We start from the raw sequence: 19,594 nt of genomic DNA, 5'->3' as shown, positions 1-19,594 counted from the left end.
GGGACGCCGGCATGAGGGGGACGCGGTCGTGACCGGGCTCGCCGTGGCGATGGACGTCGTCGCCGCGGGCTTCTTCGCCTGCTTCGTGGTCCTGGTCACCCGCAGGACGACCGTCCCGGCCGACGAGGGCGGACGCACGGTCGCGATGATCATGATCGCCGTCAGCCTCGGCCTGCTGTCGGTGTCGCTGTGGAGCCTGCCCTGACGACCGCGGCGCTCCGGGCCGGGTCGCTCCAGCCGGGGGCGTCCAGCAGGTGCCGGACGAACAGCAGCGTCGTCGGGGTCGGCGCGGTCCCGGCGACCGCGTGCCACGGCCGGTCGAGCGGCATCCCCGGCGCGTCGACGACGACGAGGCGGCCCGCGTCCAGTTCGGCCCCGACGGCGTCCCGCGACACCAGCGCGACGCCGAGCCCCGCCGCCGCTCCGGCGATCACCGCGCCGTTCGAACCGAGGACGAGGCGGGGCGGCGACACCTCCCGCTCGGCCAGGTAGGCGTCGGCGCTGGCCCGCGTGCCCGAGCCGGGCTCGCGCATCACCCACGGCGTGCCGGCCAGCGCGAACCCGTCCGCCAAGCCCGGCGCGCCCACGACGACCAGCTCGTTCGGACGCCGCGCCAGCACGGTCACCGCGGCGTCGCCCGGCGGACGGCCGGCCAGCACGAGATCGGCCTCGTGCGCGGCGAGGCTGCTCCACACCTGGCGGCGCGGCCCCACCTCCAGCGCCAGCTCCACGTCGGGCCAGCGCGCCCGGAACGAGGCGAGCAGTTCCGGGAGGATCTGGTCGGCGGCCGTCGTCACCGCCGCCAGCCGCAGCGGGCCGCGCCCCGGGTCCGCCGCGCCGCGGGCGGCCGCCCGCCCCTCCTCCAGCAGGCCGAGCACCTGCCGCGCGTACCCGGCGTAGACGGCCCCGGCGGCGGTCAGCGCGAGCCCGCGCCCCTCCCGCCGGACGAGTGGCACGCCGAGATCGCGGGTCAGTGCCGCGACCGCCGCCGACACCGCCGACTCGGTCACGTACAGCCGCCGCGCCGCCGCCCGCACGGACCCGGTGTCGGCGAGGGCGACGAACGTCCGCAGCCGCGCCTCCGTCACGTCCCCGCCTCCCCGTTCAAGTGAATGGTTGATGGTCACCGTAGAACACTTGATGGACATTGCAACTGTCGGCGGGTGAAGCTCGTCCCGTTCACGGTTCCACGTGGCCGGGACGCGGCGCCTCACCCCGATCCCCTGGGACATGCCGTCCTTCACCGGGGTGAGCCGCCGCGTCCCGCATCCAGGCTTCAGGCTGAAGGAGAGCGGCGATGAGCTCGGGCAGATGGTCGGCGGGCGTGATCCCCTACGCGGAGATGGGCTACTGGCGTCCGGACTACCAGCCGAAGGACAGCGACATCCTCGCCGCCTTCCGCATCACGCCGCAGAACGGCGTGCCGCCGGAGGAGGCCGGCGCGGCCGTCGCGGGCGAGTCGTCCACCGCCACCTGGACGGTCGTGTGGACGGACCGGCTCACGTCCTACGAGAACTACCAGGCCAAGTGCTACAGGGTGGAGCCCGTCCCCGGCCAGGAAGGGCAGTTCATCGCCTACATCGCCTACGACCTCGACCTGTTCGAGGAGGGGTCGATCGCGAACCTGACGTCGTCCATCATCGGGAACGTCTTCGGGTTCAAGGCGCTCAAGGCGCTCCGCCTGGAGGACATGCGCATCCCCACCCACTATGTGAAGACGTTCCAGGGGCCGGCGCACGGCATCGTCATGGAACGCGAGTACCTCGGCAAGTTCGGCCGCCCGCTGCTGGGCGCGACCGTGAAACCGAAGCTCGGGCTGTCGGCGCGCAACTACGGCCGCGTCGTGTACGAGGCCTGCCGCGGCGGCCTGGACTTCACCAAGGACGACGAGAACATCAACTCCCAGCCGTTCATGCGCTGGCGCGACCGTTTCCTCTACTGCATGGAGGGCGTGAACAGGGCGCAGGCCGCCACGGGCGAGGTGAAGGGCCACTACCTCAACGTCACCGCCGGGACGATGGAGGACATGTACGAACGCGCCGAGTTCGCCAAGGAACTCGGCAGCGTCATCGTGATGATCGACCTCACCATCGGCTACACGGCGATCCAGTCGATGGCCAAGTGGGCGCGCGCCAACGGCGTCCTGCTGCACCTGCACCGCGCCGGGCACTCCACGTACACGCGGCAGAAGTCCCACGGCGTCAACTTCCGCGTCATCGCCAAATGGATGCGGCTCGCGGGCGTCGACCACATCCACGCGGGGACGGTCGTCGGCAAGCTGGAGGGCGACCCGAACAGCGTCCGCGGCTACTACGACACCCTGCGCCTCGACAAGATCGCCGCCGACCCGGTGAAGGGCCTGTACTTCGACCAGGACTGGGCGTCGATGCCGGGCACGATGCCCGTCGCGTCCGGCGGCATCCACGCCGGGCAGATGCACCAGCTCCTGCACTACCTCGGCGAGGACTCCATCCTGCAGTTCGGCGGCGGGACGATCGGCCACCCGATGGGCATCGCCGCCGGCGCCACCGCCAACCGCGTCGCGCTCGAGGCGATGATCAAGGCGCGCAACGAGGGCCGCGACTACCTCGCCGAAGGCCCCGACATCCTGCGCGCCGCCGCCAAGAAGAGCCGCGAACTGGACGTCGCCCTGTCCACCTGGGGCGACATCACCTTCACCTACGAGTCCACCGACACCCCCGACGTCGTCGAAACCGCAGTGTTCTCACCGACCCCCTGACGGGGGCCCACCTCCAACCTCGGAGCATCTGATGCGGATCACCCAAGGAACGTTCTCCTACCTCCCCGACCTCACCGACGAGGAGATCGCCAAGCAGGCCGCCTACGCCCTCGACCAGGGCTGGCCGTGCTCGGTCGAGTTCACCGACGACCCGCACCCGCGCAACTCCTACTGGGAGATGTGGGGCCTGCCGATGTTCGACCTCACCGACCCGGCCGGCGTCCTGTACGAGATCAACGAATGCCGCAAGGCGTACCCGGGCCACTACATCCGCCTCAACGCCTACGACGCGGCCTACGGACGCCAGACGACGGCGCTCCAGTTCATCGTCCAGCGCCCCGCGGAGGAGCCCGGCTTCCGGCTCGACCGCGAAGAGACGTCCGACCGGCGCGTCCGCTACACCCTCCACCCCTACGCCCTCGACCGCCCCGAGGGAGACCGCTACGGGGCGGGACGTTGAGCGAACGCCCCGGATTCGGGATGCGCCAGAACGGCTCCCCGGCGGCCCCTTCCCCCGTTCCCGCCGCCGGGGAGCCGCTCCCTCCCGGCGCCCGCGTCGACCTCGCCAAGGAGCGCGCCGACTCCCAGGCCGACGACGTCCTGGACGCCCTCGACCGCGAACTCGTCGGCCTCGCCCCCGTCAAGACCCGCATCAGGGAGATCGCCGCGCTCCTCCTCGTCGACCGCGTCCGCGCCCGCTTCGGCATCGACTCCGGGCGCCCCAGCCTCCACATGTGCTTCACCGGCAGCCCCGGGACGGGCAAGACGTCCGTCGCGCTGCGGCTCGCCGAACTCCTGCACCGCCTCGGCTACATCCGCCGCGGCCACCTCGTCTCCGTCACGCGCGACGACCTCGTCGGCCAGTACGTCGGCCACACCGCCCCCAAGACCAAGGAGGTCCTCAAAAGGGCCATGGGCGGCGTCCTGTTCATCGACGAGGCGTACTACCTGTACCGCGCCGAGAACGAACGCGACTACGGGCAGGAGGCCATCGAGATCCTCCTCCAGATCATGGAGAACCAGCGGGACGACCTCGTCGTCGTCCTCGCCGGCTACAAGGACCGCATGGACTCCTTCTTCGCGTCCAACCCCGGCATGAGCTCCCGCATCGCGCACCACATCGACTTCCCCGACTACGAGCCGGACGAACTGGAGGCCATCGGCCACCTGATGATGGAACGCGAGGGCTACGGCCTGGCCCCGGAGACCGAGCCGGTCTTCCGCGACTACCTATCCCGCCGCCGCGCCCAGCCCCGCTTCGCCAACGCGCGCTCCGTCCGCAACGCCATCGAACGCGCCCGCCTCCGCCACGCCAACCGCCTCCTCGCCGGGGGCGGCGACGTCGGCCGCGAAGATCTCACCACCCTCCACCCCGAAGACTTCCTGTCCAGCCGCGTCTTCAGGTGACCGGTGTCACGGCCGATCCGGGGATGGGCCTCCGCATGTCCTAATGTTGGGACGGACGACATGTAGAGGTGGGGGAGAAGTTGCTTAACCCTGAGGATCTGTACGAGCTCGACGCCGACCTGCCGGAAATGACGGGTCCGGTGCTGCTGCACAGCCTCGACGGCTTCGTGGACGCCGGATCCACCGGGCAGCTCGTCCGCGAGCACCTCCTGGAGGCACTGGAGCACCGCGTCATCGCCCGCTTCGACGTCGACTCGCTGATCGACTACCGGGCGCGCCGCCCGCCGATGACGTTCGACCGCGACCACTGGGCCTCCTACGAGACGCCCGAGCTGGTCGTGCGGCTGCTCCGCGACGACGCCGGCAGCCCGTTCCTGATGCTGTCCGGGCCCGAACCCGACCGGCTCTGGGAGGGCTTCACCGCCGCCGTCCTCGACCTCGTCAAGCGCCTCGGCGTCGGGCTCGTCGTCGGCTTCCACGGCATCCCGATGGGCGTCCCGCACACCCGTCCCGTCGGCATCACCTCGCACGCCACCCGGCCGGAGCTGATCACCCGCAACTCGTGGTTCGACAAGGTCCAGGTCCCCGGCAGCGCCTCCGGGCTCCTCGAACTGCGGCTCGGTGAGGCCGGTCACGACGCCGTCGGGTTCGCCGTGCACGTCCCGCACTACCTCGCCCAGTCCGCCTACCCGGCCGCCGCCGTCGCCGCGCTCGACGCGGTCGCCGACGCGACCGGGCTCGCGCTGCCCGTCGAACGGCTCCGCGAGGCGGCCGCCGCCACCGACGCCGACATCGCCGAGCAGGTCGACGGCAACGACGAGGTGGAGAAGGTCGTCCGGGCCCTGGAGCAGCAGTACGACGCGTTCGCCGGGGCCGCCGAACGCGACAGCCTCCTGGCCGAATCGGCGGACATGCCCACCGCCGACGAACTCGGCGCCCAGTTCGAACGCTTCCTCGCCGAGCAGGACGGGCCCGACTCGCCGTCGTAGACATATCCCGGCGGGCGCTGGGTAGGCGAGGCCCCGAGGGGAGGCTCGCTCATGGCCCAGAAGGTGAACGAAGTGATGACGCCGGTGCCCGTGGCGGTGTCCCCGGACACGTCCCTGGCCGACGTCGGGGACCTCATGCGGCAGCACGGCATCGGCGACGTCCTGGTCGTCCACGAGGGACGGCTCCGCGGCCTGGTCACCGACCGCGACATCGTCGTCCGCGCCGTCGCCGCCCAGAAGGACATGGCCGGCACGACCGTCGCCGACATCTGCAGCACCAACATGATCACCGTCACGCCGGGGGAGGACGCCGACGCCGCCGTCCGCCTGATGCGGCAGCACGCCGTCCGCCGCATCCCCGTCGTGGACGGCGACCGCCCGATCGGCATGGTGTCCATCGGCGACCTCGCCGTCCAGCGCGACGAGCGCTCGGCCCTCGCCGACATCAGCGCCGAACCGCCGAACACATGATCACACTGAAGCTGGAGGACGCCGAACTCCACGGCGACCTCGCGATACCGGACGGCGCCACCGGCGTCGTCCTGTTCGCCCACGGCAGCGGCAGCTCCCGGCACAGCCCCCGCAACCGCGCGGTGGCCGACGGCCTCAACGCCGCCGGGATGGGGACGCTCCTCATCGACCTGCTCACCGAACACGAGGAGCAGCTCGACCGCGTGACCGCCGCGCTCCGCTTCGACATCGAACTCCTGACGCTCCGCCTCATCGGCGCGATCGACCGGCTGACGGAGGGCCTCGAATCCGCCCCGCACACGGCGGGCCTCCCCATCGGCTTGTTCGGCGCCAGCACCGGCGCCGCCGCCGCCCTGGCAGCCGCCGCCGCCCGCCCCCGGATCGCCGCGGTCGTCTCCCGCGGAGGACGCCCCGACCTGGCGGGCCCGTCACTGCCCCGCGTCCGCGCCCCCGTCCTCCTGATCGTCGGCGGCCGCGACACGGAGGTCCTGCACCTCAACGAGCAGGCGCACAGAAGCCTCGACAACTCGGAAATTCACGTCATCTCAGGCGCCACCCACCTCTTCGAGGAGCCCGGAGCCCTCGAAGAGGTCACCACCCAGGCCGCCGACTGGTTCAACCACCACCTGTGACCCGCGACATCATCGTCGGCGCCGATCCCCCGCGCATCCCCCCTGGCCCGCGCTTCGTCTCAAGCTCCCCGGCGGCGTCCTGCTCCGCCACCGCCCACCTGGCCGCCGTCCTCACCAAGCCCACCCCCGCCTCCTGACTCCGTACCGTCAGCGGGGCGCGTGGTCCCGACCGTCCAGCTGGTCACGGCAGAGTTCGGCGCGTTCCCGGAAGCGCGCCGCAGCCGCCAGGTGGTAGGCGCACATCTGCGGGTCGGTGATGGCCATCTGCTCCAGCATGGCCGCGGCTCGCTCGTTGGACCGCATTTGAGAACGCAGCGTCAGAACGGCCAGTCCCTCGGACGTGTCTGGGACGGCGGCGGAAACGGATGGGCGGCCCGGCACGGTCATCATGACTCCTGGTGCGCGTCGAAGCGACGACGTGCCACCAGGGTCCAGAGCGGCGAACAAGGCCGAACAGGCCCGTCGCCATCAACATAGATCCGCGCAGCGGGCCGGGCAAGGTCAGGCGTCGGGCCGCGTCTCCGTGGAGAGCATGTCGGCGACCTCGGGAGCCTGGTCCACGACCGCACGGGCGACTTGAGACAGCAGCCGGTTGTGGTCGCGGGCGTACCGGCGCATCACGGTGAACGCGTCGCTGATGGAGATCCGCCCGCGCTCGGCCAGCACGCCCTTGGTCTGTTCGATGATGGTGCGGCTGTTGAGGGCACCCTGCAACTGCTCCAGGATCAGCTCGCTGCGGCCGAAGGCCCGCTCGTGCACGAGTCCGATAGTGGCCACGTCCGCAAGCACCTGCCCGACCCTCACCGCTTCCTCGTCCAGGGCCCCGGCGTGGTTGCGGAACAGGTTCATCGCGCCCAGCCGCTCCTCGCGCAAGCGCAGGGGCAGTGCCGTCACCGCGGTGAACCCGCAGTCACGGGCAACGGTGCTGAAGCGTGGCCAGCGCAGCGGCTCCAGGCCCAGATCACTGCATGTCACCTTGACACCGGTGCTGAAGCAGTCCAGGCAGGGGCCTTCCTCATCCTGCACCTGGAACAGCTCCAGCACCCTGGCCTGCTCGGTGGATGCGGCGGCCAAGCTCAGGGTGCCGCGCGGGTCGGCCAGCAGCACTGCGGCCGCGTCCACATCCAGCAGTTCCACGCACCGCTCGCACAACGTGTGCAGCAGTTCGATGACATCGAACCCGGCGACCAGCGTGTCGGCCAGTTCAACGAACATCTCACCTAGTCGTCGTTCCAACATTGGCCAACCACCTCCACGGTGAGGGCACTCGGGGTCACGATGAGTCCATGTCCGGAGAAAATCTCAATTCTTGCTCGACGACCTTGCGGGCCACCTCGCGCAGGCTTTCATCGCCGGCGTACGCATGGGCGCGCAACCGTGCGTACGCCTCGGCCGGGCCGATCTCCAGCTGCACCGAGACCATCCCCGCCGCCTGATGCACCTGGGGCCATCGATCCAGATACGAATCGTCCCAGTCCCCACCCGTCGCCAATCCGCTCATCAGCGTCACCAGCGCCGCGTCCGCGAACAGCAGCCCGTCGACGAGCGCAGCGCCTCCCAGCGGACGCCGCGTCCAGTAGATCTCCAGAGCGCCCACCGCGGCGACACCGACCAGCAACGGGAACGCGAACACCGTCACCGCCCCCAGCGCGGACGCCGCCGGCGCGAACAACGGCCACCGCCGCTGGACGTCCGCCGACTCCAGATCGCCCACCATCACGGGCCGGTCCCCGCTCACGGTCTCCATCCCGGGTCCCTCGCCCACGGTGACCTGCAACTCCGCCAGCGCCACGCCGATTGGCCCGACTGCGCACAACGGCTCGTACAAGCCGGCCTGGCCCGGCACCGCCGTGCACACCCCGGCCGCCCCGACCAGCCGAAGGCATGTCCGGCAGACATGCCCGATCAAGGGCGGTGACGACCCATCCATCTGGGCCAGATCCTCGATCGCCGCCCTGATCTCCGCCGCCCGCTCCCTGCCTGCCACTGCCCGCCTGCCCGGCCGGTTCCGCGTCGCCGCCTTGACCGTCCCGACCCTACTCCGCAACCGCCCGTACCGTTTCGCGATCGCCCCCGCCGACCAGGTACGCTTTCCCGGCAACGAGCACGCGGGCGCGTAGCTCAGGGGTAGAGCACTCGCCTTACAAGCGAGGAGTCGGCGGTTCGAAACCGTCCGCGCCCACCAACTTAGCTTCGCTTTCAGTAGCGAGAGCTGCGGTTCCACCTCACACTTGGCCGGTACGTCGTTCCGGCCGAGCGCATCTTGCCGTCGGGCCCCTGAGGGCCAGGGGCCCCAACGGGGATTCGAAGGTGTTCATCTTCGCGGTGCCACTTGTAGGGCCCACTCGGTGACCCTCCGCAAAGCTCTCCCCTGGGACTAATGGCGCGGCAGAGCGTCACCGGGGAGTGCTTGGATGCTCGTATGAACATCGGCATGGATGTGGCCGAGACCCTGACCGAAATCGAAGAGCACTGCGTCGAGACGCTGGGCGAGCGTGACGGGCCGCGGATGGCGGCGCTGGCGCGACGTGGCTACCGGATCGCTCCGGCCGACGAGGGCACCAGCCCCGCGGGGCGGTGCCGTTTGGGCGGCAGTGCGCTGCTGGAGCCGACTACCGAATGGCCACATGTCGATGGGATACCACTCAACTTCATGGCAGTCCTCGACGTCGACGTTCTGGCACCCTGGCTCGGCGAGGAGCGACCCACCGTCTCCGGGCTGCTCAATTTCTTCTACTTTCAGCCTGACCTGCCTTACAAGAAATACCGGGATATCGACCAGTTCACCGACTCGCGCTGTTGGCGGGTCATTGCCGCCGACCCGCAGTGTGCGGTGGAGAAGTCCGCTCCTCGGCCCGCGCAGGTCTTCGACCCTCGCTCGGCAGCCGCCGCACCGATCATCAGCCTGCCTGAACACGATGGACCCGTCGTGGTGAATCTCCTCGACTCCAGTGATGAGAACGGCATGCCGCGATGGCTCGCTGCGTTCGACCTCTATAACGAGTGGAGATCAGGCAGCGACCATCCGGCTTACAACTGGAGTCGCCACCACCGTGCCTTCGGCTGGCCATGGGCGCTTCAGGGCGGGTTCCTGCGGGACGACGAAGTCCTTCTCCTTCAACTTGACAGCGACACCCAATGGCAATTTGGTGACTTCGGCCTCCTGTACTTTGTCATCCCGGCCGACGCTCTTCAAGCGGGCGACTTCAGTCAAGTCCGCGTTGAGATGCAGTGCCATTGATTCGATGCAGGCGCTGGGCCGGTGCGGGATCCCCGATGAGCTGCTGACAACGGTAAGCAGTTCATCGCTCGGTTCGGCCCCAGCGATGAGACGTTGTCAGATCGGATCTACTGGGAGAACGGTGGATCTTCACCGTGACTGCTTGTCGAATCGGGCTGTTTGGATCAAGGGACGGCGGTGCTTGGGCCGCTGCGCGGCCCCGCGTCTGGCCGCCCGGAGCGTGCGGCGTGGGCGTCGGTCACCGGACGGCCGCGCCGGACCGCGAGGATCTACCTCTACGGGCCGGATGCCGAAGCCCTGTTCAGGATCATTGAGCCCGTGCTTCGAGCGGCCAGCTTGCCACCGACCGACGCCGAACTCCGCTTCGGATCCGTTGACGATGAAGACTGCCGCGTCGAAGTCGTTCAACTCGGAAAAGATGCCTCCGGCGGGGGCCTCTGACTCTGGGAAGCCCCGGATGCCTGTGACGGTCGTCGGTGGCTACGCCGCGCGTCCGTGCCATTAGCGTGCCATTAGGTCTGTGGACGGAGTGGGCGCGCCGCCCCGGATGCCTGTGACCGAGGCCCAGGTCAACGCCCCTCAGCGGATGATCACGGCTCAGGGGCTTGGTCCGCAGTTGCGGATCATGGCCTCAGGCGTGTGGGCCGTAGTGGGCGGCGGTGTCCTTGGAGTCGGGCCATCGGCTGTAGGCGGGGGACTGCGGCCAGCCCTTGGGCGAGTCCTGCCAGTCCTCCTGGCGTCCGTACGGCAGCAGGTCGATCAGCGCGAAGGTGTGGCTGAGCTGCTCGGTTCCCCGGCCGCTGGTGTGCCAGGTGCGGTAGACGGTTTCGCCGTCGCGCAGGAAGGTGTTGACCGCGAAGCCGCCGCCGGGGGGTGCGTCCACGTCGGTGCCGAACGGGCTGTTCGCGGTGGAGTACCAGGTCATCTGGTTTCCGACGCGGCGTTTGTACGCGAGTGCCTCGTTGATCGGGCCTTGGGTGACGATGACGAACCTGGCGTCGTAGGCCTCCAGGAACTCCAGCCGGGTGAACTGCGACGTGAACCAGGTGCAGCCCCCGCACTGCCATTCCTCGCCGGGGAACCACATGTGGTTGTAGACGATCAGCTGGGGCTTGCCGTCGAAGATGTCGGCCAGACGCACCGGTCCTTCCTCGCCCTCCAGGGTGTAGTCGGGCATCTCGACCATCGGCATCCGGCGGCGTTCGGCGGCGATCGCATCGAGTTCGCGGGTCGCGGCCTTCTCCCGGACGCGCAGCTCGTCGAGGTGGCGCCGCCAGGTCTCGGTGTCGACGACGGGTGGTAGGGCGGTCATGGGTTCCTCCGGAGTTCACGGATTGCGGTCTGAACGTATGGACCATGCCCGTTCGCCGAATTCATCGGTCGTGGACGGAGCCGCTGCACGGCCGGGTTCGGACGTTGGGTGCCTTCATGCCGTCCGGTGTTCATGGTGTGTTCGCCGGGTGGTGGTTGGGTGCCGCCCATGCGTGCTTGCCTGGCCGTCTCCGTGCGGCAGCCCAGAGAGCAGATCACACCCGCCGTGCTGACGGCGGCCCGGCGGGCCATCGTGGAGGCCGTGCCCGTGCCGGCGGACGCCTGGCGTACGGCCGAATGGATCTCGCCCGACGGCGGTACGGCGTTGCTGGCCTGGTCCAATGAGCCCTGCGAGGCGCCGTTTCCGGAGCCGATCCTGACCTCCGGTGACCGTGCCCTGAGCTACTGCGGCTACCTGGGCGGCAAGGGTGACGCCGACGTGCTGCTCGGCGCCGACGTCCTCGGGGACGAGGTGGACGACATCGGCGGCTGCTTCTCGGTGTTCCGCGCCGGGCCGGACGGTTTCGAGGCCGCCACGTCCATGACCCGGGCCTGCCCCGTCTATCACGCCGAGGCGGGCGGCCTGCGGTTCGCGGCGTCCCGTGCTCTGCTTGCGCACCTGGCGGCCAGGGCCGCGGCGACCGGGGTGAGCCGCCCGGCGCCCGTCTACGACCTGATGGCGCTGCAGTCGATGGTGCGGCACGGGTTCTTCGTCTCCGACGAGACGCCGTTCGAGGGTGTGCAGGCGGTCCCGAACGCGGCCGGCCTCGTCGCGCGGCGCGGCCGCGGCGTTGTCGTCGTCCCACGCCCGCTGCCCGAGCAGGGACCCGTGCCGCGCGGGCGCAAGGAGGCCCGCGAGCGGGTGGAGCCGCTGGCCGAGGCGCTGCTGGCGGCCGTGGAGCCGTTCAGGCAGCATGTGCGGCCGATGCGGCTGGCGTTGTCCGGTGGGCGCGACAGCCGTCTCATCGCCGCCGCCTGCCATGCGGCGGGGGTGCCGTTCTTCGGCGCCACCCACGGTCTCGCCGACAGCCCCGACGTGGTGCTCGCGCAGCGGGTGGCCGAGGTGCTGGGGGTGGAGTGCCAGGTCACGGTCGACAGGCAGAAGTCAGGTGCGGTCGTCGTCCGGCACCCGGTGCGGCGTGCCCACGCACTGGTCCGCATGTGCGAAGGCATGAACTCGGCCTATGAGGGCGTCAACCGGTGGGCGGACTACGATCCGGAGCCGCGCAGCTCCGGGTCCGGTGGGGAACGGCTGCGGGGCGGCTTCCTGACCGATCAGCGCGACCTGACCCGCGACGGCGTCCACGGTCGGCTCAAGACCATCTTCCTGGCTCAGCGCGAGTTCCTCAGGGAGGACGCCAACGCCTACGCCGAGCGCTACTACGACCAGTGGGCCGAACGCTACGAGCGCGACGGCGTCGACGTGCTCGACAAGCTGCACATGTTCTACAAGACCGGCCGCTGGCTGGCGGGCTCGCACACCGCGACGCTCATGAACTGGGCCTACTACCACCCGTTCCTCGACAACCGGGTGGTCCGCGAGGCGCTGGCGCTGCCCGTGCAGTGGCGGCTGAGCGAGGAGCCGGTCGCGCTGGTCATGGAGGCGTTCGCGCCGCGGTTGCGGGACGTGCCGTTCGATGGCAGGCGGTGGCGGTTCGAACGCACCCGTTCGCTGCGCCACTGGCGGGGCAGGCGGCGCCGCGCCTCGCCGCCGAGCACGGGCGCCGCCGGGTTCAACTGGCGCAAGTCTTACGGGCCGGAGCTGGCCGGGGTGTTCCGCGAGCACATCCTGGACGGGCCGTCCGAGCTGTTCTCCATCCTCGACCGCGGTGCGGTGGAGCGGCGGCTGGCGGAGGTGCCGCCGCGCCGCCCGGGGCAGAGCTGGAACCTGCTCACGCTGAGCGTCCTGCTGTCCGGCGCCTGGCGCGAGGCCGAGCCGGTCGACCTGCCGGACGTCGAGGTACCCCTTCCCGCGTCGTGACGAGGCGGCTTCGCCGAGGTCGCGGGCTGAATCGCCGCTATGCCGGCTGTTTGAGTTCCTGGAGGCGGCGTTCGAGGGCGGTGAGGCGGTCGTCGGTGGAACGGCGGTCGCCGGTGGAGCGGTGGTGCAGGATGTCGGCGAGCCGGTCCGCCTCGTCGGGGTCGAGGACGAAGCGTTCGGACGGCTCGTCGTCGGCGGCGGATCCGTAGACGTAGAAGTGGCGGCGTTCCGCGGCGTCCACGAGCACGGCGAAACGGTGGCCGCTTCGGGTGACGATGTGATGCAGGGTGCCGTTGCCGGGGACGGTCGACTGTGTGATCTGCAAGGCGACCCCCTTCCAGTGAACTTTCCTCCATTCTCGGCGGTGGACGCGCCGATCTGAATCGGTACCGGCACCCATCTACCGATTGTCCACCGTGTACCCGCCGGCGTCCTCGTGCGGGTGGTGGCAGGCGACCCAGTGGCCGGGGCCGAGCGGGCGCATGAGAGGTTCCTCGGACGCGCAGCGGGCGTCGGCGCGGGGGCAGCGGGTGCGGAAGCGGCAGCCGCTGGGGGGTGCCATGGGCGAGGGGGGTTCGCCGGTCTCCTCGTCCTGGGCGAGGCGGAACGGGCCGCGGGGGACGGACGCCAGGAGCGCGCGGGTGTACGGGTGGGCGGGACGTTCGACGAGGTCCGCGCCGGTCGCCAGTTCGCAGGTCTTGCCGAGGTACATGACCAGGACGCGGTCGCTGACGTTCTTGATCACCGCGAGGTCGTGCGCGATGAACACGAGGGTGAGCCCGTAACGCGCCTTGAGGTCTTCGAGCAGGTTGAGGATCTGCGCCTGCACCGAGACGTCGAGGGCGGAGACGGGCTCGTCGCAGATGATCACTTCGGGTTCGAGGGCCAGGGCGCGGGCGATGCTGATGCGCTGGCACTGGCCGCCGGAGAACTCGTGCGGACGCCGGCCCGCGGAGGTGGCGGGGTCGAGGCCCACCGCTTCGAGGGTCTCGTCGATCCGGGCCGCGGTGCCCCAGACCCGGGGGCCTTCGCCGACGATGTCGCGTACGCGGCGGCGGGGGTTGAGTGAGGAGATCGGGTCCTGGAAGATCATCTGCAGCCGCTGCCGGGTGCGGCGCAGGGCCTCGCCGCGCAGGGCGGTGAGTTCCAGCCCGGACAGGCGCACAGATCCGGCGGCGGGGCGGGGCAGCTGCATGATCGCTCGGGCGGCGGAGGACTTGCCGCAGCCCGATTCGCCGACGATGCCGAGCGTCTCGCCCCTGGCCACGTCGAAGCTCACGCCCGACACGGCGTGCACGGTGCGCCGCCCGGCCGGGTACGTGACCGTGAGGTCCTGGACGCGCAGGACCGCGTCGTCGCGCAGGTGCGCGGTTCCGCTACCCGCCATGCCGCACGCTCCCTTCCGCGGCGGCCGGCCGCGCGTCGATGTCGTCCGCCGGGTACCAGCAGGCGTGGGACCGGCCGTCCCCGCCCGGAAGCAGCGGCGGTTCGTCTGTTCTGCAGCGCTCCCGGGCGAACGGGCAGCGGGGGTGGAACCGGCAGCCGGCCGGCGGGGCGGCGAGGTCGGGCGGGCGCCCGTCGATGACCGTGAGCCGGGTGTGGCTCGGGGCGGTGAGGTCGGGGGCGGCGCGCAGGAGCGCCTCGGTGTAGCGCATGCGGGGGGCGGTGAACACGGCCTCGGCCGGGCCCTGCTCGACGATCCTGCCCGCGTACATGACGATTACGTCGTCGGCGTGTTCGGCGACCACGGTGAGGTCGTGGCTGACCAGCACCATCGCCATGTCGCGTTCGTCGCGCTGCCGGTGCAGCAGCCGCATGATCTGCTTCTGGACGGTGACGTCGAGCGCCGTGGTGGGCTCGTCGGCGAAGAGGACCTCGGGGTCGCACGACAGGGCCATCGCGATGGTGATCCGCTGGCGCATGCCGCCGGACAGCTGGTGCGGGTAGCCGCGCAGGACGCGGCGCGGCTCCGGGATGCCGACGGAGGCGAGCAGCTTCTCGGCGGTCTCGCGCGCCTGACTGCGGCTCATTCCCAGGTGGACGCGGAGCGGTTCGGTCACCTGGGTGCCGATGGTGCGGACGGGGTTGAGGGCGGTCATCGGGTCCTGGAAGACGGTGGCCATGCGGGTGCCGAGGACGCCGCGCATCCCGTCCGGTCCGGTGCCGGTGAGGTCCCGGTCGCCGAGGTACACGCGGCCGGAGCGGGCGGCGGCCTCGGGGAGCAGCCCGAGGATGGAGCGGATGAGCACCGACTTCCCGCTGCCGGACTCCCCGACGATGGCGAGTGTGCGCCCGCGTTCGAGGGTGAACGACACCCCGTCGACGGCCCGGACCGTCCCGCGGGGGGCGGGGAACGCGGTGTGCAGGCCGGCCACTTCGAGCAGCGGCGGCGGGCCGTCCGGCCGGGGGGCGGGCGGAGCGGACGGCGCGGCCGCCCGGCGACGGGCGCGTGCGGGTTCCAGGCCGCTCTCCCGGTAGCCGGTGAGTTCCTGGAGCCGGTCGCCGACGAGGTTGAACGCGAGGACGGTCAGGAACATCACGGCGGACGGCACGAGGACGATGTGCACGGCCGTGTCCAGCGTGCTGCGGCCCTCGTTGATCATGCCGCCCCAGGTGGGCGTCGGCGGGCGCACCGACAGGCCGAGGAACGCGAGGCTGCCCTCGGCGATCACGACGACGGCCATCACGGTGAACGCGTAGGAGAGGGCGGGCAGGACGACGTTCGGGGCGATCTCCCGCCACATCACGGTGGCGCCGCGGGCGCCCAGGGCCCGTGCGGCGGTGACGAACTCCCGCCGGGCGAAGGACAGCGTCACGCCGCGGATCAGCCGGACCCACGCGGGCACCCCGAGCAGCCCGAGGACGATCAGGACGTTGCGGACGCTGGGTCCGGCGAAGGCCACCACCGCCAGCGCGAGGACCAGCGCGGGGAAGGCGAGCAGGATGTCGTTGCCCGTCATGATGATCCGGTCGGCCAGGCCGCGGCGGTAGCCGGCGAGGAGGCCGAGCGGGCCGCCGATCAGCAGGCCGAGGACGACGGCGCCGACGCCGACGCCGAGCGACACCCGGGCGCCGTGGACGATGCGGCTGAGCATGTCGCGGCCGAGCCCGTCGGTGCCGAGCGGATGATCTGGACCGGGGGCCGCCCGGGGGTCGCCGGTGAGCGTGGCGTCGTGGTCGGGCAGGGGCAGCACGTCGGCGAGCAGGGCCGCGGCGACCACGAGGACGATCCACAGGGCGGCGAGCCGGAAGCCCCAGCCCAGCCGCCTGCGCCGCTTCGCCGCGGGGTCCGGCGCGGCCGCGACGGTTTCAGGACGCATGGCGGATCCTCGGGTCGAGAACCCCGTAGAGCAGGTCGATGCCGAAGTTGACCAGGACATAGCCGACCGCGACGACGAGCACCCCGCCCTGGACGACCAGGTAGTCGCGGGACAGGATCGAGTCGACGATGAGCCGTCCGACGCCGGGCAGCCCGAACAGCGTCTCGATGATGACCGCGCCTCCGATCAGTGCTCCCAGGTTGAGCCCGACCACCGTGACCAGTGATATCGCCGACGGCCGCAGGGCGTGCCTCCACAGGATGCGCCGGGGTGACAGGCCCCGGGCGCGGGCCAGCGTGATGTAGTCCTCCCGCAGGGTCGCGATCAGGTCGGAGCGCAGGAGCCGGGCGTAGACGGCGAGTTGCGCGGCGGCGAGCGTCACCGCCGGGAGCAGCATCGACCGCAAATTCCCGGCCGGGTCCGCGGTGAAGGGCGTGTATCCCGTGGCCGGGAGCAGCGGCCACCGCACCGCGAACACCATGATCAGGACGACGCCGGACACGAACACCGGGGTGGACAGCAGACCGAAGCTCACCGTGGTGAGCGTCCGGTCGAGGAGGCCGCCGGCGCGGCGGGCGGCGGCCGCCCCGGCGGGCACCGCGAGGCCCAGCGAGATCACCTGGGACAGCAGCAGCAGTTCCAGCGTGACCGGCAGCCGCTGGGCGAGGGACTCGGTCACAGGGGTGCTGGTGATGTAGGAGGTGCCGAGGTCACCGGTGACCACGCCGCCGAGCCAGGCGAGGTAGCGGCGCCAGAACGGCTCGTCCAGGCCGAGGTCGTGCCGTACCGCGGCCAGCGCCGCCTGGTCGCCGGAGTAGCCGAGGATCTGCGTGGCGGGGTCGCCGGGCAGCAGCGTGATCATCCAGAAGGCGAGCAGGGACACGACGAGCAGGACGAACAGCAGCTGCGCGCCCCGCCGCAGCAGGATCGCGGCCACCGGCGCTCACCTGCCCATCCAGATCTGGCCGAACGCGTGCGTCGGCGAGCCGATGAGCGGTTTGGCGGCCGACCCGTCCGGCAGCTTGTACTGCGCCAGGCCGTGCACGTTGGGCTTGGTGACCACCGCGCTGGTGGAGAGGTGGTCGACCCAGATGAACGGCAGTTCCGCCCGGAGGCGCTTCTGCACGGTCGCGTACGCCTTCTTGCGCGCCGCCTCGTCGGAGGCGGCGCGGCCGGCGTCCAGGGCGGCGCTCAGCTGCTCGTCCTTGATCCGGCTCATGTTGATGGAGATGGAGCCGACCGGCTGGGCGAACCTGGAGTGCAGGTAGGAGTACGAGCTGTCGGGGTCGGGCCGGTTGAACTGCTCCCAGACGATCGCGCCGTAGTTCCCCATGAGGGCGCGCTGGATGAGGTCGGCCTGGTCGGCCTGCCGGATGGTGACGTCGATGCCGGCCTTCTTCCACATGTCCTGGACGAGTTCGGCGTTCTGCATCGACGACTGGTCGGAAATGCTCAGCAGTTCGATCTGGACCGGCCCCTTCTCCCGTTCGTACTCGGAGATCAGCGCCTTGGCCTTGGCCGGGTCGAACGCGGGGTAGCCGCCGGGGACGTACCACGGGGAGTCCGGTGACCAGGGGCCGTCGGCGGGCTTGGTGAGGCCGGAGCGCAGCGTCTTGATGAACGCGTCGCGGTCGGTGGCGTGGGCCATCGCCTGCCGGACCCGCAGGTCCTTCGTCGGACCGGCGGCGGTGTTGAGCATGAAGGCCATCTCGGGGACCGACATGCCCGCGACCCGGTACAGCCTGTACGCGCCCTGCTCGGCGAGCTTGCCGAACTTGACGATGTCGTTGTCGCGCTGGGTGGCCATGGCGGCGAGGCCGCCCGACTCCAGGGTCTGCGCCCGGGTCTGGAAGTCCGGCAGGATCCGGAACTCGACACGGTCGAGGTAGGGCAGCCCTTCGCGCCAGTACGCCGGGTTCCTCTTCACGATGAAGCGGTTGTCGGGGGTGTGGCTCTGGAACATGAACGGCCCGGTGCCGACGGGCTCCCGGCTCGCCTTGTCGGGGTCGGTGAGCGCGATCTGCGGGACGATCATGCCGATCTGGCTGGCCAGCGTGTAGGGGAAGCTCACCCACGGGCTTTCGAGATCGATCTGGACGGTTCGGGCGTCGACGAGCTCGATGCCGCTGACCGGCGCGAGGACCGCCGCCGTCAGCGGTGAGGCCTTCTGCGCGTCCAGGTTGGCCTTGACGGTCTCGGCGTCGAGGGGCTGCTCGTTGGAGAACGTGATGCCCTCGCGCAGCCTGATCGTCCACCGGGCGGCGTTCTTGCTCGGCTCGAGGGACTCGGCCAGCAGAGGGCGCCACTGGCCGGCGGCGTCGACGGTGGTGAGCGTCTCGATGATCGTCCCGGCCATCGCGTAGGTCTGCGGGGCGAACGAGTCGGTGATCGGGTTGAAGCCGTTGGCGTCCGCGCCGAGGCCGTAGACCAGGTTGCCGCCTCGTACCGGTGTCCCCTCCGGGCCGGAGCCGGCGCCGGACGTTGCGCCGCCCGAGCACGCCGTCGTCACCGCGGCGCACGTGGCGAGTGCCAGTCCGGCCGCGGCCGCGCGCCGCCGGTGCCGCCGCCGCTGTGTCGTCACAAGTCCCACGACAACCCCTCTCCGTGACCGGGGTCACAGACTTTTCGCCGATAGTACTATCACCGAATGAGATTTCAATGGGTTGACAACGACTGATTCATGCCTGCTGTGCAGGGGACATGGTTGATTCCATGGCCGGTGTGGCTATCGTTGGATTAACCGTTCAGGGGGATCGATGCCCGATGTGACACTGAGCCGGCGCGAGGCCAAGGACCTGACCCGGCGCCGGCTGCTCGGGTCCGCGCTGCGCATCCTCGACATCGAGGGCGAGGCGGGTCTGTCGACGGGGAACGTCTGCCGCAGTGCGGGCATCGCCCAGTCCACGTTCTACGTGCACTTCCGCAACATGCAGGACCTGCTCGAAGCGCTCGGCGAGGAGGCCGCCCGGCAGGTCGGCCCCGTGATCCGGGAGGCCCGGCAGCGGTCCAGCGACGCGCCCCGCAGCGCCGAGCGGCTCCGGGCCGCGTTCCGCGTCCCGCTCGAGAAGATGTGCGCGCACCCGGAGTTCTTCCGGCTCAGCGTCCGCACCCGTTTCGACCGCGCCACCCCGTTGGGCGAGGCCGCCCGCCGCCGCGCCGCCGTGACCCGTGCGCACCTGGTCGAGGATCTCGTCGCCGCCGGTCTCCCGGCGGACACGCCGGAGCGCGCGCTGCGGCTGGAGATGGTCGCCGACGGCGTCACGTCCATGACCGAGGCGATGGCGATCGGCCACCTCGACGGCCGCTACCCCGACATCGAGGAGTGCGTGGACGTCCTCGTCGCGTTCTTCGCCGGCGTCCGCGCGCAGCTGCTCGGCGACCAGCCCGCGTCCGGCCAGGGCTGACCGGCGCCCCGGGCCGCACCGCAACGGCGGTTCACGCCGCCCGCGTGGGCGTTTACACGGCGTTCACAAACGGGCAACAGGTCCGAAATGCCTGATTG

General features: G+C 70.8%; 22 protein-coding genes and 1 tRNA gene. 13 read left to right on the top strand and 10 right to left on the bottom strand.

The window, feature by feature from the left end:
- The first annotated feature begins 28 nt into the window (after positions 1-28).
- The gene (locus ACGFIS_RS18465; RefSeq protein WP_392899210.1) at positions 29-205 is read left to right on the top strand and encodes a hypothetical protein; all 177 of its coding nucleotides are present in this window, start codon (positions 29-31) and stop codon (positions 203-205) included.
- Here the strand turns inward: ACGFIS_RS18465 and ACGFIS_RS18460 are convergent.
- Positions 162-1,088 carry a LysR family transcriptional regulator gene (locus ACGFIS_RS18460; protein WP_392899207.1) on the bottom strand — a complete coding sequence of 309 codons (927 nt, stop codon included), beginning with the start codon at positions 1,086-1,088 and terminating at the stop codon, positions 162-164. The two genes, ACGFIS_RS18465 and ACGFIS_RS18460, sit on opposite strands and share 44 nt — an antisense overlap.
- A 209-nt stretch (positions 1,089-1,297) precedes the next feature.
- Here ACGFIS_RS18460 and ACGFIS_RS18455 point away from each other — a divergent pair, with 209 nt between their 5' ends.
- The 7 genes from ACGFIS_RS18455 to ACGFIS_RS18425 all read left to right on the top strand — a co-directional run bounded on the left by ACGFIS_RS18455 (position 1,298) and on the right by ACGFIS_RS18425 (position 6,376).
- The gene (locus tag ACGFIS_RS18455) at positions 1,298-2,740 is read left to right on the top strand and encodes a form I ribulose bisphosphate carboxylase large subunit (protein WP_392971866.1); all 1,443 of its coding nucleotides are present in this window, start codon (positions 1,298-1,300) and stop codon (positions 2,738-2,740) included.
- Between the two features lie 31 nt (positions 2,741-2,771).
- Positions 2,772-3,200: a ribulose bisphosphate carboxylase small subunit gene (locus ACGFIS_RS18450; protein WP_392899202.1), complete on the top strand. Its 429-nt coding sequence runs from the start codon at positions 2,772-2,774 to the stop codon at positions 3,198-3,200.
- Positions 3,197-4,147 (top strand): CbbX protein, encoded by a 951-nt coding sequence (gene cbbX / locus ACGFIS_RS18445; protein WP_392899199.1) that lies wholly within the window; start codon positions 3,197-3,199, stop codon positions 4,145-4,147. The genes ACGFIS_RS18450 and cbbX overlap by 4 nt, the downstream gene beginning before the upstream one ends.
- Positions 4,148-4,227: 80 nt before the next feature.
- A complete protein-coding gene (locus ACGFIS_RS18440) occupies positions 4,228-5,136 on the top strand; it encodes a PAC2 family protein (RefSeq protein WP_392899197.1) in 909 nt (302 codons plus the stop codon).
- Between the two features lie 51 nt (positions 5,137-5,187).
- Positions 5,188-5,607, top strand: a complete 420-nt coding sequence (locus tag ACGFIS_RS18435) for a CBS domain-containing protein (RefSeq protein ID WP_392899194.1) — start codon at positions 5,188-5,190, stop codon at positions 5,605-5,607.
- On the top strand, positions 5,604-6,239 hold the full coding sequence (locus ACGFIS_RS18430; RefSeq protein ID WP_392899191.1) for a dienelactone hydrolase family protein: 636 nt from the start codon (positions 5,604-5,606) through the stop codon (positions 6,237-6,239). The genes ACGFIS_RS18435 and ACGFIS_RS18430 overlap by 4 nt, the downstream gene beginning before the upstream one ends.
- Positions 6,236-6,376, top strand: coding sequence for a hypothetical protein (locus ACGFIS_RS18425; protein ID WP_392899188.1), 141 nt, complete (start codon positions 6,236-6,238; stop codon positions 6,374-6,376). Before ACGFIS_RS18430 ends, ACGFIS_RS18425 begins: the two co-directional genes overlap by 4 nt.
- Before the next feature lie 10 nt (positions 6,377-6,386).
- Here ACGFIS_RS18425 and ACGFIS_RS18420 read toward each other — a convergent pair whose 3' ends face one another.
- From ACGFIS_RS18420 to ACGFIS_RS18410, 3 genes are all read right to left on the bottom strand, one after another.
- Positions 6,387-6,542 (bottom strand): hypothetical protein, encoded by a 156-nt coding sequence (locus ACGFIS_RS18420; RefSeq protein WP_392899185.1) that lies wholly within the window; start codon positions 6,540-6,542, stop codon positions 6,387-6,389.
- Between the two features lie 198 nt (positions 6,543-6,740).
- Entirely contained in the window at positions 6,741-7,454 is a 714-nt protein-coding gene (locus ACGFIS_RS18415) for a GAF and ANTAR domain-containing protein (protein ID WP_392971864.1), read from the bottom strand.
- Positions 7,455-7,512: 58 nt separating this feature from the next.
- Positions 7,513-7,986: an ANTAR domain-containing protein gene (locus ACGFIS_RS18410; protein ID WP_392971862.1), complete on the bottom strand. Its 474-nt coding sequence runs from the start codon at positions 7,984-7,986 to the stop codon at positions 7,513-7,515.
- 19 nt (positions 7,987-8,005) lie between these two features.
- On the opposite strand from ACGFIS_RS18410, the gene ACGFIS_RS18405 reads away from it, so the two are divergent.
- The 3 genes from ACGFIS_RS18405 to ACGFIS_RS18395 all read left to right on the top strand — a co-directional run bounded on the left by ACGFIS_RS18405 (position 8,006) and on the right by ACGFIS_RS18395 (position 9,480).
- Positions 8,006-8,359, top strand: coding sequence for a hypothetical protein (locus ACGFIS_RS18405; protein ID WP_392971860.1), 354 nt, complete (start codon positions 8,006-8,008; stop codon positions 8,357-8,359).
- A tRNA-Val gene (locus ACGFIS_RS18400) sits at positions 8,350-8,424 on the top strand. Before ACGFIS_RS18405 ends, ACGFIS_RS18400 begins: the two co-directional genes overlap by 10 nt.
- A gap of 237 nt (positions 8,425-8,661) precedes the next feature.
- Positions 8,662-9,480 carry a DUF1963 domain-containing protein gene (locus tag ACGFIS_RS18395; protein WP_392899178.1) on the top strand — a complete coding sequence of 273 codons (819 nt, stop codon included), beginning with the start codon at positions 8,662-8,664 and terminating at the stop codon, positions 9,478-9,480.
- 631 nt (positions 9,481-10,111) lie between these two features.
- On the opposite strand, the gene ACGFIS_RS18390 is transcribed toward ACGFIS_RS18395, so the two are convergent.
- Positions 10,112-10,792: a DUF899 domain-containing protein gene (locus ACGFIS_RS18390; protein ID WP_392899175.1), complete on the bottom strand. Its 681-nt coding sequence runs from the start codon at positions 10,790-10,792 to the stop codon at positions 10,112-10,114.
- A gap of 168 nt (positions 10,793-10,960) precedes the next feature.
- On the opposite strand from ACGFIS_RS18390, the gene ACGFIS_RS18385 reads away from it, so the two are divergent.
- Positions 10,961-12,772, top strand: coding sequence for a hypothetical protein (locus ACGFIS_RS18385; RefSeq protein WP_392971858.1), 1,812 nt, complete (start codon positions 10,961-10,963; stop codon positions 12,770-12,772).
- Positions 12,773-12,809: 37 nt separating this feature from the next.
- Here ACGFIS_RS18385 and ACGFIS_RS18380 read toward each other — a convergent pair whose 3' ends face one another.
- The 5 genes from ACGFIS_RS18380 to ACGFIS_RS18360 all read right to left on the bottom strand — a co-directional run bounded on the left by ACGFIS_RS18380 (position 12,810) and on the right by ACGFIS_RS18360 (position 18,682).
- A complete protein-coding gene (locus tag ACGFIS_RS18380; protein ID WP_392899170.1) occupies positions 12,810-13,097 on the bottom strand; it encodes a hypothetical protein in 288 nt (95 codons plus the stop codon).
- Positions 13,098-13,172: 75 nt separating this feature from the next.
- Positions 13,173-14,159: an ABC transporter ATP-binding protein gene (locus ACGFIS_RS18375; RefSeq protein WP_392899167.1), complete on the bottom strand. Its 987-nt coding sequence runs from the start codon at positions 14,157-14,159 to the stop codon at positions 13,173-13,175.
- Complete coding sequence (locus ACGFIS_RS18370) at positions 14,149-16,092, bottom strand: dipeptide/oligopeptide/nickel ABC transporter permease/ATP-binding protein (RefSeq protein ID WP_392971856.1); 1,944 nt, start codon at positions 16,090-16,092, stop codon at positions 14,149-14,151. The genes ACGFIS_RS18375 and ACGFIS_RS18370 overlap by 11 nt, the downstream gene beginning before the upstream one ends.
- Positions 16,082-17,029, bottom strand: coding sequence for an ABC transporter permease (locus tag ACGFIS_RS18365; RefSeq protein ID WP_392899162.1), 948 nt, complete (start codon positions 17,027-17,029; stop codon positions 16,082-16,084). The genes ACGFIS_RS18370 and ACGFIS_RS18365 overlap by 11 nt, the downstream gene beginning before the upstream one ends.
- A gap of 6 nt (positions 17,030-17,035) precedes the next feature.
- Positions 17,036-18,682: an ABC transporter substrate-binding protein gene (locus ACGFIS_RS18360; RefSeq protein WP_392971854.1), complete on the bottom strand. Its 1,647-nt coding sequence runs from the start codon at positions 18,680-18,682 to the stop codon at positions 17,036-17,038.
- Positions 18,683-18,848: 166 nt separating this feature from the next.
- Between ACGFIS_RS18360 and ACGFIS_RS18355 the strand changes: the two genes are divergently transcribed.
- Complete coding sequence (locus tag ACGFIS_RS18355) at positions 18,849-19,496, top strand: TetR/AcrR family transcriptional regulator (protein ID WP_392899156.1); 648 nt, start codon at positions 18,849-18,851, stop codon at positions 19,494-19,496.
- Positions 19,497-19,594 lie beyond the last annotated feature (98 nt).

It is taken from the genome of Spirillospora sp. NPDC048824 (assembly GCF_043198455.1).
GTDB lineage: Bacteria > Actinomycetota > Actinomycetes > Streptosporangiales > Streptosporangiaceae > Spirillospora.
This window is presented reverse-complemented; position numbering and strand designations above follow the sequence as displayed.